Annotated in this window: 9 protein-coding genes; 2 read left to right on the forward strand and 7 right to left on the reverse strand. The window is 67.6% G+C overall.

The window, feature by feature from the left end:
- Nucleotides 1-55: 55 nt before the first annotated feature.
- The 6 genes from ING98_01850 to ING98_01875 all read right to left on the reverse strand — a co-directional run bounded on the left by ING98_01850 (nucleotide 56) and on the right by ING98_01875 (nucleotide 8,729).
- Nucleotides 56-2,509 carry an EAL domain-containing protein gene (locus ING98_01850; protein MCA3100593.1) on the reverse strand — a complete coding sequence of 818 codons (2,454 nt, stop codon included), beginning with the start codon at nucleotides 2,507-2,509 and terminating at the stop codon, nucleotides 56-58.
- 88 nt (nucleotides 2,510-2,597) lie between these two features.
- On the reverse strand, nucleotides 2,598-3,479 hold the full coding sequence (locus ING98_01855; GenBank protein MCA3100594.1) for a zinc-dependent peptidase: 882 nt from the start codon (nucleotides 3,477-3,479) through the stop codon (nucleotides 2,598-2,600).
- A 3-nt stretch (nucleotides 3,480-3,482) separates the two neighbouring features.
- Entirely contained in the window at nucleotides 3,483-3,914 is a 432-nt protein-coding gene (locus tag ING98_01860) for a hypothetical protein (protein ID MCA3100595.1), read from the reverse strand.
- A 2-nt stretch (nucleotides 3,915-3,916) separates the two neighbouring features.
- Nucleotides 3,917-5,374, reverse strand: coding sequence for a DNA recombination protein RmuC (rmuC, locus tag ING98_01865; GenBank protein MCA3100596.1), 1,458 nt, complete (start codon nucleotides 5,372-5,374; stop codon nucleotides 3,917-3,919).
- An 80-nt stretch (nucleotides 5,375-5,454) separates the two neighbouring features.
- Nucleotides 5,455-7,950 carry an FtsX-like permease family protein gene (locus ING98_01870; GenBank protein MCA3100597.1) on the reverse strand — a complete coding sequence of 832 codons (2,496 nt, stop codon included), beginning with the start codon at nucleotides 7,948-7,950 and terminating at the stop codon, nucleotides 5,455-5,457.
- A 5-nt stretch (nucleotides 7,951-7,955) separates the two neighbouring features.
- Entirely contained in the window at nucleotides 7,956-8,729 is a 774-nt protein-coding gene (locus ING98_01875) for an ATP-binding cassette domain-containing protein (protein MCA3100598.1), read from the reverse strand.
- On the opposite strand from ING98_01875, the gene ING98_01880 reads away from it, so the two are divergent.
- Complete coding sequence (locus tag ING98_01880; GenBank protein MCA3100599.1) at nucleotides 8,632-9,414, forward strand: arylesterase; 783 nt, start codon at nucleotides 8,632-8,634, stop codon at nucleotides 9,412-9,414. The genes ING98_01875 and ING98_01880 overlap by 98 nt on opposite strands.
- A 41-nt stretch (nucleotides 9,415-9,455) precedes the next feature.
- On the opposite strand, the gene selD is transcribed toward ING98_01880, so the two are convergent.
- Nucleotides 9,456-10,547, reverse strand: coding sequence for a selenide, water dikinase SelD (gene selD / locus ING98_01885; GenBank protein MCA3100600.1), 1,092 nt, complete (start codon nucleotides 10,545-10,547; stop codon nucleotides 9,456-9,458).
- A gap of 61 nt (nucleotides 10,548-10,608) precedes the next feature.
- Between selD and mnmH the strand changes: the two genes are divergently transcribed.
- Complete coding sequence (mnmH, locus tag ING98_01890) at nucleotides 10,609-11,778, forward strand: tRNA 2-selenouridine(34) synthase MnmH (GenBank protein ID MCA3100601.1); 1,170 nt, start codon at nucleotides 10,609-10,611, stop codon at nucleotides 11,776-11,778.
- Nucleotides 11,779-11,958: the final 180 nt, after the last annotated feature.

Genomic DNA, 11,958 nt, shown 5'->3' on the forward strand with positions numbered 1-11,958 from the left:
CGCTTCACCGCAAGCGAGACGACAGGCGGCGAAACGACAGCCCGGCCGCGCGGCATCAATGAACGCTCTTGCCCGATGCATCGCCGCCGAGGGTGAACGACTGCGGCGCCAGCGGCGGTGCATGCATCGGCGTGGCCCGTTCCGGGCGAGGCACGCCCTCCACCAGCGGACGCGGGCTGCCGTACTGGTTGCCCTGTGCGTAATCGACGCCCATCGTGCAGAGCTTCTCCGCGATATCGGCGTCATCCACGCCCTGCGCGATGGTGCGGATGCCCAGCGCGTGGCCGATGCGCACGATCGAATCGACGATCGCGTGATCCATCGGGTCGTCGATCATGTGGCGCACGAAACCAGCATCTATCTTCAGGTAGTCGATCGGCAGGTGGCGCACGAACGCGAACGAGGAAAGGCCGGCGCCGAAGTCATCGAGTGCGAAGCTGCAGCCCGCCGCGTGCAGTTCCTGCATGCCTTCGGCGATGCGCGTGAGATTGGCCGCTGCACCGACTTCGGTCAGCTCCAGGCAGAGCTGGCCGCGCGGCAACCGGTGGCTGTCGATCAGGCCGAATACGAAGGCCCGGAACTCGGGGTCCTGCAGGCTTCGGGCGGACACGTTCACGCTGTGGCGCAGCGGGCGTACGGCACGTCCGTCGTCGCGCGACTGCCGCTCCGACAGGTGCACCGCAAGCGTGCGCAATACCCAGCGGTCGATCGAGGTGAGCAGTTCGTAGCGCTCGGCAGCCGGCAAGAAGCTGGATGGAGCCAGCAGGTTGTCGTCGGCATCGAGCATGCGCACCATCACGTCGCGATGATCGCTGCCCGCCAGTTCCGCCCGCAGCGGCGACACCGGGCGCGCGTAGAGCACGAAGCGGCCACTCTCGAACGCTTCGCTGATCCGGGTGATCATCCGCGCATCCGAGGATCGGCGGCGCCCTTCGTCTCCGTCAGGACGGTACACGCGGATACGGTCGCGTCCTTCCGACTTCGCCTGGTAGCAGAGCGCATCGGCGGCGGCGATCACCTGCGCGACCGACCCGCTTCCGGCGTCGATCGGCAGCAGTCCGATCGTGGAACCCACCTTGAACCGACGTCCCTGCCAGACGAAGACGAAAGCGTTCACCGCGTCGTGCAGCGCAGTGGCGATGCGCATGGCCTGGTCAGCGGGACAGGAATCGAGCAACGCTCCGAACTCGTCGCCGCCAAGCCGCGCCAGCACGTCGTTCGCGCGCATCTGTGCCTGCATCACCTTGGTCAGCTGGCACAGCAGTTCGTCCCCCGCCGCATGACCGCTGCTGTCGTTGACAGCCTTGAAGTGATCCAGATCGATGTAGAGCAGCGCGTGGGTCTTGTGGCCACCGGACGAGGAAGCCAACAGGTCGCTCAGCGCCCGCTCGAATTCCCGCCGGTTGGCAAGCCCGGTCAATGCATCGTGGCTCGCCTGCCAGGACAGTTGCTGCGCGAGCGTGCGCAGGCTGGTGTCGTCGTGGAACACGATGATCGCGCCGCCGATGTCTCCTGCCGGGTCGACCACCTGCGAGAACGAGTGGCGGATCGACACCTCGGTACCGTCTCGCGAGGTCAGGCGCAGGGGCGTCTCACCCTCGTGACGTCGCTGCGGAACCACCGCAGCACGCCATGGCTCGAAGCACTGAACCTCGCGCGTGCGCTCGTCGATCAGAATGTAGACATCTGCCAGCGGGCGCTTCCGGGCATCCTCGCTCCGCCATCCGGTCAACGACTCGGCGATCGGGTTCATGAATTCGACATGACCCTCGCCATCGACGGTGATCACACCGTCATTGATCGAATGCAGCGCCACGTCGGACCTCGAACGCGCACGATGCAGGTCGGATTCGATTTGGTGGGTGCGCCGGATCAGCGCATGGCCGGCAATCCCGATGCCGACGATGACCAGCACGACGACAGCGGCGAACAGCAGGAAGAGTCGGCGTGTACGTTCAGCCGTCTCCGCAGCGATCGCTGCGGCGCCGATCCGGTAGCTGTCGGCCAGGCGGCCCATCGACGACTGCAGCGCGTTCTCGGCCTCGATCTCACGCTCGACATAGATCCGCTGCGCACCGGCGACGTCGTTGCGGGCCAGTGCCTGCAGTACGCCCGACTGCAGATCGGCCACCCGGCGAACCGCAGCGGACAATTCGTGCGGGAGCAGCGCATCGGTACCGGCTTCGTACGGGGCGCGCAGTGCGAGGATCGCGGACTGCCACTCCCCGGTGATCATCGCAAGGCGGTGCTCCGCTGCGGCACGCGCGGGCGCCGTCGGGCCGGCAATGACCGCGCCCAGCGCATCGCTGCGGTTGCGCGACAGTGCCATCGTCGCCTCGACCCGGGACGCGGCCACCAGCCGAACGGCTGCGTGGCCCTCCGCCACGCGCGACTGCCCCTGAAAGTGCCCGATGCTGATGCCGGTGACCACTACCAGGGCCAGCAGCAACGCGAAGAGGACTCTCGAAAGGGTCTGCGTCGAGAGACGTTTGAACCATCCGTCGGACATCGGGCGTTGCATCATCTGGTGAGGGTCAGTAGGCAATCCGGCTCGGACGTCGGCAGCGTTCCTGCACCGCCGACGAAGCCAGCATCCGTTATCGTCTTTCTGCCGGAAAGATTGAGTCCGGAAGGGCCCTGCCGAGCGGATCCTGCAGATAAAAGTCGGCCAGCTGTCCGTACACGCTCGGATACGCACCGTGGAGACGGTTCGGGGCTTCGAAGAATGCCTCGCTGGCGCAGGCGAAGAACTCTGCGGCGTCCTGGCCTGCATAAGGGTCGAGCGGCAGCGCAGCCCACTGTCCGTCAAGCGACGACAGATCCAGTACATCCGGTACGGCCATCCGGCGCCTCGACCGGGAGACCCGGTACTCGAGCCGTTCCAGCCGCTCCACACGGTCGACGAAATCGTCGAAGGCCTCGCTGAACGCAGCGTGCCATGCCGAGCGGTTCATGCCGGCGTGCAACGGTGGAATGCCGTCGGCCGCGCCGTCCAGCATGTCCAGCTTGTGCGCGAATTCGTGCAGCACGACGTTGTAGGGCTCGTCCGGGTTGGCGGCCTCGACATCGGCCCAGGACAGGATCACCGGTCCTCCGGCCCACGATTCGCCCGAGAGCGGCTCGCGAACCTCATGCACGACGCCGGCCTCATCCACGTGTTCACGCTCGACGATGAACTCGCCCGGATAGACGATCACCTCGATCCATGGCGCATAGCTGTCGATGCCCAGTTCGAGGATGGGTACGCAAGCCTGCAGCGCGATCGCCAGACGCATGTCATCGTCCAGCTCCAGGCCCCCGGCAGCGGTGAACTGCTTGCGATCGAGGAACAGCGTGACCAGTTCGCGCAAACGGCCGGTCGCCGCCGGGTCGAGGTGATCTGCCACCCGACAACGGGCGACCGCAACCATCCATGCGTCATCGTCGATCGCTGCTCGGGCCAGCGTTCGACGGCGCAGCCACCCGTCCAGACCGAACATCGGTCAGGGCTGCCGGCGCGGCGCGATCTTCTGCTCGAGATCGCCGAACAGCACCCGCTGCCAGTCGCGCGGCAGCGACACAGCGACCAGTGGCTGCGAGCGGATCTCCACGCGAACTGCCTGCTCCACGGTACCGGTCACCCGGATGTCGATCCGTTCGCCGGCACTTGTGGACGTCGCGCCATGCCGCAGTTCGATCACCCCGCTGCCCGCATCCGCCTGAACGACGGTCATCCGGCGCTCGGCGGCCGAGGCCATCAACGCGCCCCAGATCACGTCGAACGGCCGCTTGTAGAGGCGCGCAGCCGCCTTGTCGATAGCCTCCGCGGCCTCGCGCTCGCGCGCGATCCGATCGGGATCGGGGGCGCTGCACGCGCCGAGCAGCCCAGCGCAGGCCAGCGCAGCGGCGGCTGCAAGGACGGCCCGGCGATCCATGCTCAGGCCCCGCCCGGCGCGACCGGCGACATCGGCGAAGCCTGCGGCAGCGGTTCCGGCGCCACGCCACCCGGCAATGGCACGACTGGCTCGCTGCCAAGTGCGCGCTCGATGTCGACCTGCTCGATATGCCGGAACCGGTGCGTGATCTTCTGGCTGCTCACATGAACCTGCTGAACGTCGTCGTTTGCCTGGCGGATATGGTTCGCAAGCTGCTGCATGCGATGATCGAAGCGTTCGAAATCGCGCGCAAGCTTCGAGAGTGCGTCCTTGATCACGTGAACCTGCCGGCGCGTCTCGAAATCCTTGATCACGGCACGTGCGGTGTTCAGGATGGCCATGAGCGTCGTCGGCGAAGTGATCCAGACATGCCGCTTCTGCGCGTGCTCGACGAGTTCGGGGTGGTGCGCATGGATCTCGGCGAACACCGCTTCGGCCGGCACGAACATCACCGCCCCGTCGCTGGTTTCGCCGCCGATGATGTACTTCTCGGCGATGTCGTCGATATGTTTCTTCACGTCGACCTTGAAGCGGCGCAGCGCTGCCTGCCGTTCCGCTTCCGGCTGGTCGGCTGCGAATCCCGCCCGGTAGTTCTCGAGAGGAAACTTCGAATCGACCGCGACCGTGCCGGTCGGCTCGGGGAGCCTGAGCAGGCAGTCGACACGCGCATGGTTGGAGAGCGTGCACTGCATCTCGAATGCACCGGGCGGCAGGCTGTTGCGCACGATCGCCTCGAGCTGCACCTCGCCGAAAGCGCCGCGCGAGCGCTTGTCGCCGAGCAGTTCCTGCAGGCTGACCACGTTGGTGGTGAGTCCGTCGATCTTCTTCTGTGCCTCGTCGATCGTGGCCAGGCGCGCCATCACGCTGGCGAAGGTTTCGTTGGTCCGCTTGAAGCCGTCGTCCAGTCGCTCGCCGACCTTGCCACTGATCTCGCCGAGCCGGCCTTCGACCGATTTCGACAGGGCATCGACCTGCGTCACCAGTTGCTGGGTCAGGTTGCGCACCATCGATTGCGCGGACTCGCTCTGCGCCCTGCCCTGCGCCGAGAGCGTTTCATGCAGCCGGGTCAGGGTCTCGGTACGCATGCCGTCGAGCCGCGACTGCACGCCAGCGGACATTTCGGCCAGCCGCTGCACCATCGACTCGCGATTGGCGGCAAGATCCCTCCCCTGCGCGAGCTGCAGGATCTGGATCGACTCGCGTGTCTGCTGCAGTTCCTGGGACACGGCTGTCCGGACGAGGTCGGCCTGCTTCGCATGACTGACCGACAGGCGATCGGTGGAACCGGCAAGGGCCTGGTTGAGGTCGATCAGCATCGCGCGATGCTTCTCGTCGAGCAGCGTCGCGAGTGCGTCGGGCGCGCGCGCAAGCGACCGCTGCAGTTGCCCGAGCTTGAGCGCAAGCCACGTGAACGCGACCAGCGCGAAGAGCGCGAGCAGCGCGAGCAGGACTTCGATCATCATCGCGGGCATCGCTGGGGACATGGCGATGCCAGTATAGCAAAGCGAGCTGCGAGTCCCATCTCATGCGACTGCGCCCGCTATAGCCGGCGCAAGGTCGCCAGCGGTGGCGCACGGGTCGTGCCGAGCGTGCCCACCCAACCTGCTGCGCCGACCAGCACTGCGCCGCCGGCGAGCCCGGATACCCACACCCAGGGATCGAAGGTGAATGGAACGCCGAGCACGAAGCGGCCCAGCGCCCAGGCGAGCGCACTCGCACCGAACGCCGCCACCAGCCCGGACAGCGCACCGATCGCGGTGAACTCGGCCAGCTGTACTACCTGCAGCTGGTGCCGGGAACCGCCGAGCGTACGGATGATCGCGCCTTCGAACACGCGCTCGTCCCGGGTCGAGGCGATCGCCGCATAGAGCACGACCAGCCCCGCGAGGAGCGTGAACAGGAACAGGAACTCGACCGCCTGCGAAACCTGCTCGATCATCGCCTGTACCCGGGACAGGATCGAGGCGACATCGATCACCAGCAGGTTCGGGAACTCCCTGATCAGCGCATTGGTGAAGCCCTCGCGCCCCTCCGGGAGGCGGAATGCCGTGATGTAGCTGACCGGCAGGCCATCGAGCGCGCCCGGGGACGCGACCACGAAGAAGTTGGTCCGGAACGAATCCCAGTCGACCCGGCGCAGGCTGGCCACCGTGAACTCCCGGCGCGTTCCGGCAACGTCGTAGACGACCGTGTCGCCCAGCCGGATGCCGATACGCTCGGCTATGCCCTGCTCGAACGAGAGCAGCGAAGCGCCCTTGTCGGCCGGGGTCCACCAGCGCCCCGAGAGGATCCGGTTGTCGGTGGGCAGGTCTGCCATGAACGACATGTTGAACTCGCGGTCGACCAGCCGCCTCGTGCGCTCATCGGCGTAATCGGATGGTTGTACCAGCCGGCCGTTCAGCGCAACCAGCCGACCGCGCACCATCGGCTGTACGCTCGGTGTCGCGAGCCCCTCCCGCGCATGGAAGGCGCGTACCGCATCGACCTGGTCGGGCTGGATGTTCACGAGGAACTGATTCGGCGTGTCGGCGGGCAGCGACCGTCGCCAGTTGTCCAGCAGTTCGCCTCGGACCAGGGTCAGCAGCAGCAGTGCCATCAGGCCCAGCCCGAGCGCTGTCATCTGTACGATGCTGCCCAGTGCACGGCGATTGAGGTTCGCGATGCCATAGCGCCAGGTGAACGCGCCGCGCCCCCGGCCACCGCCGAGAAGACGGCCCGCCCCACGCATCGCGACCCACGCACAGCCCGCGCACACCAAAACCATCACGACCGTTCCGCCGAGCATCGCGAAGCCCAGCTTCAGGTCGGCGGCTTCCCACATCACCATCGAGCCGATCGCGGCGAACGCCGCGAACCAGGACAGAAGGCTGCCGCGCCCGGGCGCGCCGAGGTCTCGCCGCAGCACGCGCAGTGTAGGCACGGAGGCCAGCGCGATCAGCGGCGGCAGGCCGAAGCCCAGCAGCAGGACGACGCCGGTGGCCATTCCCTTCACCGCCGGCCATGGCGTGGGCGGCGGCAGTGCCGACGACACGAGGGAGCCGAGCAACTGAACCAGCACCTGCTGCCCGGCCGCGCCAATCGCACAGCCGATCGCACTGGCGATCACGCCGAGCAGCAGGAACTGGGTGAGGTAGAGGCCGATCATCTGCCGCTGCGGCGCACCCAGGCAACGCATCATCGCGCAGGCGTCGAGATGGCGCTGCAGGAACCGTCGCGCGGCCAGCGCGACGGCCACCCCGGCGAGTATCACGCTGACCAGCGCAGCCAGACCGAGGAAACGCTCCGCGCGCTCGATCGCACTGCGCAGTTCAGGGCGCGCCTCGCGCACATCCTCGACCCGCTGCCCGGGTGCCAGGCGCGGCGCGACGAAGGCCCGGTAGCGCGCAATATCGGCGGGCGCGCCAGACAGCATCAACCGGTGGCTGATCCGGCTCGACGGCTGCACCAGCCCCGTTTCCGGCAGGTCGAGCGCGTTCACCACGATCCGCGGCGACATCGAAAGGAAGCCGACGCTGGCCTCGGCATCGCGCTCGAACACGCCGCCGATCGTGAAGGAACGATCGCCGAGATCGACCGACTGACCACCGTCGACGCCGAGCAGCGCCACCATCCGGGTATCCACCCAGACTGTGCCCCGCGCGGGGACGCCGCGCGTAGCCACCGCCGGCTCGAGGTTGCGCGGCGACAGCGCGATGTCACCCTTCACCGGATAGCCGTCGCCGACGGCGCGTACTTCGGACAGCTGGGCACGCTCGCCGACTACTACCATGCTCGGGAAGCGCAGTACTGGCGCCTGCGCCAGCCCCAGACGCGTCGCCTCCTGCACGAGCAGCGGCGCGAGCGGGCGGTCGGACACGACGATCAGGTCTGCCCCGAGCAGTGCATTGGCCTGTTCGATCAGTGCCAGCCGCACGCGGTCGGAGAAGAAGCCGACACTGGTCACCGCGGCGATCGCGATCACCAGCGCGGCGACCAGCACCCTCAGTTCCCCGGCACGCCAGTCGCGCGCAACCAGTCGTGCCGACAGCATGAGCATGCCCTTCATGCGGATGACGCCGCCGAGTTGCCGGACGCAGCATCGGCAATCCCCCCGGCCCGGATCGGTGCATCGGACTCATCGGACACCAGTTCGCCCGCCGCGATGCGCAGCCGGCGGCTGCAGCGCCTGGCCAGCTGTTCGTCATGGGTGACCAGCACCAGGGTCGTGCCCTGCTCCCGGTTGAGTTCGAACATCAGTTCGATCACGCCGCTGCCGGTGGCTGCATCGAGGTTGCCGGTCGGCTCGTCGGCCATCAGCAGTTTCGGCCGGGTGACGAACGCACGCGCGAGCGCCACCCGCTGCTGCTCGCCACCGGACAACTGCTTCGGGTAGTGGCCGACGCGGGCGGCGAGGCCCACCCGCGTCAGTAGCGGCAGCGCCTGCTCCCGTGCGTCCGAACGCCCGGCCAGTTCGAGCGGCAACATCACGTTCTCGAGTGCGGTCAGTGCCGGCAGAAGCTGGAACGACTGGAAGACGAAACCGATCAGCCGCTGGCGCAGCGCGGCCCGGCCGTCTTCATCCAGCCGGAAGATGTCTTCTCCGTGGACTTCGACCCGCCCCTCGCTCGGTGTATCCAGCCCGGCAAGCAGCCCGAGAAGGGTAGTCTTGCCGGACCCGGAGGCGCCGAGCACGGCGACCGACGCGCCCGCCTCGACTTCGAAACTGACGCTGGACAGAATGAGCAGCGATGACTCGCCGGTGGCGACCCGTTTAGTAAGATCGGATACCTTCAGAGCCGGAGCGTGCCGCTTGTTGTCGTCGATCCCGTCATCCATCCCGTCATCCGTCCTGTCGTCGATCCGATCTGCGGTACGCTGGCGCCACGTTGCCGTTGCGCTGCTGCCCGTGCTGCTGTGTTCGCTGCCGTCCGCCGCGCCCGCCGCGATCGCGGCATCGGCCGTCCCCGCGCCTGTGCTGATGGTGTTCGGCGACAGCCTGTCCGCCGAGTATGGACTGCCGCAAGGCTCGGGCTGGGTCGCCCTGCTCGAACGCCGCCTGAAGTCCGAAAACCTCGGATGGCAGGTTGTCAATGCGAGCATCAGCGGCGAAACCACGCTCGGTGGCCGAAACCGCATCGATGCCGAACTCGCTCGCCACCGCCCGCAGGCCGTGGTGATTGCGCTCGGCGGCAACGATGGCTTGCGTGGCGTATCGCTGGATACCACGCGAGCCAACCTCGAATACATGGTGGCAGCCAGCCGGAAAGCCAATGCCCGGCCATTGCTGGTCGGCGTGAGGCTGCCGCCGAACTATGGCCGTACGTTCGGCGAGAAGTTCCGGCAGGTGTTCGTCGAGGCGGCTCGCAACACGAAGACGCCGCTGGTGCCGTTCATCCTGGAACCGTTCGCCGAAAAGCGCGATTTCTTCCAGCCCGACGGCATCCACCCAACCGTCGCTGCGCAGCCGTTGATGCTGGATACGCTGTGGCCCGAGATCCGCAATGTACTGAAAGCCCGCTGATCGCGCTGGCTGTACCGGCTGTCCAGCGCGATCGCCGCGCCTCAGCGCACCAGCACCCGCCCGGGCACCGTCCCGGGCGCCGGGGCTTGCAGCCGACCGATGCGAGCGGCGAATTCGAAGCCGGCAGCGCGCATCTCCTCTACCAGGGCATCGGCGGTCGACGGATCGCACGCCACCAGCAGCCCGCCGCTGGTCTGCGGATCGGTCAGCAGGTTGCGCTGCCAGATAGGCATCGCGGCAGGCAATGTCACGTTCGCGCCATAGCTCTCCCAGTTGCGACCGGAGGCCCCTGTCGCCAAGCCCTGCTCGGCGAACGGCAGCGCCTCGGGCAGCACCGGCACCGATGGCCAGTCGATGCATGCGACCAGCGATGATCCGCGCGCCATCTCAAGGGCATGGCCGAGCAGGCCGAAGCCGGTGACATCGGTCAGCGCATGCACGCTGTCGCGTGCCGCCAGTTCGGCGCCGATCGCATTGAGCTGGGTGGTGCTGGCGATCATCCGCGCATAGCCGGCCTCATCCAGAACCTGCTTCTTCAGTGCCGCACTGAGGATCCCGACGCCCAGCCCCTTGCCCAGCACCAGGACATCGCCGTCGCGCGCCTGGTCATTACGCTTGACCTTCGACGGATGCACCAGGCCGAGCGCGACCAGCCCGTAGATCGGTTCCACCGAATCGATGCTGTGGCCACCGGCGATCGGGATGCCCGCCGCGGCGCACACCGCCTCGCCACCGGCCAGTATGCGCTGCACCGCCGCCGCGCCGATCTTCGCGACTGGCATCGCGACCAGCGCGAGCGCCATGATCGGCGTGCCGCCCATCGCGTAGACGTCGGAGATCGCATTGGTCGCGGCGATCCGTCCGAAGTCGAACGGGTCGTCGACGATCGGCATGAAGAAATCGGTCGTCGCGATCAGCGCCTGGCTGTCGTTCAGCCGATACACCGCTGCATCGTCGCTCGACTCGCGGCCGACCAGCAGGTTCGGGAAGGCGCGCGTGACCGCTGCTGTCGCAGGGGACGCCGCAAGGATTTCGCTCAGCACCGCCGGCGTGAGTTTGCAGCCTCACCCGCCGCCGTGCGACAGTTCGCTCAGGCGCACGGGGCGGGCATCGGCTTCGGACGGGGTACTCATGTGTGCGTTTCTCGACAGGCGCTCGGGTGTGGGGGGAGTGTACACTTCGCCAGCCCTGCGCATGCACCACGGCCACCTGCGTCCCGGGCCGGTTTCGTTTCGCGCATCCGACCGGCAATCCCGGTCCTGTCCTGTCGCCCCCTTGAACGATCCCGTCATCTCCACCAGCACCGCCCTCGCTGATCTGCCGCGTTTCGATGCGGTGATCGACGTCCGGTCGCCCGCGGAGTTCACGGAGGACCATGTGCCCGGTGCGATCAACTGCCCGGTGCTCGATGACCTCGAGCGTGCGCTCGTCGGCACGATGTACAAGCATCAGGGGGCATTCGAGGCGCGCCGGATCGGGGGCGCGCTGGCCGCTCGCAACATCGCGCGCCATGTCGAAGAGGCCTTCGCCGGCCATCCCCGGAAATGGGCGCCCCTCGTCTATTGCTGGCGGGGCGGCCAGCGCAGCCGGGCGTTCACGCATGTGCTGCGTGAGATCGGCTGGGCAGCGCTTCAGCTCGAGGGCGGCTACCGCAGCTATCGGCGCAGCGTCCTCGAGCAACTCGACCAGTTGCCGCACGGCCTCGCCTGGCGCGTGATCTGCGGCCGCACCGGCTGCGGCAAGAGCCGGCTGCTGCGCGAGCTTTCTGGCAGGGGCGCCCAGGTGCTGGACCTGGAAGCGATCGCGCGCCATCGCGGGTCGGTGCTGGGCGGCCTGCCGGATGAACCGCAGCCCTCCCAGAAGAGCTTCGAGTCGTCGGTGTGGGATGCGCTGCGCGGGTTCGACCCGTCGCGGCCGGTATTCGTCGAGGCTGAAAGCAAGCGCATCGGCGCACTGCACGTGCCCGATGCCCTTATCGCGCGCATGCGCGCGGCCCCCACGCTGATGATCGATGCCTCGGTGGACACACGCACCCGGCTGCTGATCGACGAGTACCGGCACCTCGTCGAGGATACTCCGCGCCTGCTGGCACGCCTGGAGTGCCTGCGCGCGCTGCATTCCGCGGAAACCCTCGCCAAGTGGCAATCGCTGGCCGAAACCCGCGACTGGACGCGCTTCGTCGCGAGCCTCCTGGAAGAGCACTACGACGCCGCCTACGATCGCTCGATGTTCCGCAATTACGGCAGCCATGTCGACGCACCGGTCGTGGAACTCGCCGGCGTGGACCCCGCTTCGGTTGATGCGGCGGTCGAGCGCATTCTCGCTCTGCCACTGGCCGCGCCGACAGGCACGGAACAGCCGTAACGCGATTCGCCTGGCGGCACTGCGCGTGCCGCGCAACCGCCTGTGGCTACCGCTCGGCGCTTTCATCTTCGATCGCCGCTGCCTCAGGCCCGGCGCTCGCACTGTTATCATCGAGGGATTCGATGGACTTCCTTCCCTTTACCCGCCCCGACATCGACGACGATACCTTCGCCGGCGTGG

It is taken from the genome of Rhodocyclaceae bacterium (assembly GCA_020248265.1).
GTDB lineage: Bacteria > Pseudomonadota > Gammaproteobacteria > Burkholderiales > CAIKXV01 > CAIKXV01.

Excerpts from the sequence above, each read along its gene's own strand:
- ING98_01880 (MCA3100599.1), top strand. The coding sequence starts at position 8,632 with ATGAGCAGCGATGACTCGCCGGTGGCGACCCGTTTAGTAAGATCGGAT.
- rmuC (MCA3100596.1), bottom strand. The coding sequence starts at position 5,374 with ATGATCGAAGTCCTGCTCGCGCTGCTCGCGCTCTTCGCGCTGGTCGCG.
- ING98_01855 (MCA3100594.1), bottom strand. The coding sequence starts at position 3,479 with ATGTTCGGTCTGGACGGGTGGCTGCGCCGTCGAACGCTGGCCCGAGCA.
- ING98_01875 (MCA3100598.1), bottom strand. The coding sequence starts at position 8,729 with ATGGATGACGGGATCGACGACAACAAGCGGCACGCTCCGGCTCTGAAG.
- mnmH (MCA3100601.1), top strand. The coding sequence starts at position 10,609 with ATGCACCACGGCCACCTGCGTCCCGGGCCGGTTTCGTTTCGCGCATCC.
- ING98_01860 (MCA3100595.1), bottom strand. The coding sequence starts at position 3,914 with ATGGATCGCCGGGCCGTCCTTGCAGCCGCCGCTGCGCTGGCCTGCGCT.
- ING98_01850 (MCA3100593.1), bottom strand. The coding sequence starts at position 2,509 with ATGTCCGACGGATGGTTCAAACGTCTCTCGACGCAGACCCTTTCGAGA.
- ING98_01870 (MCA3100597.1), bottom strand. The coding sequence starts at position 7,950 with ATGCTCATGCTGTCGGCACGACTGGTTGCGCGCGACTGGCGTGCCGGG.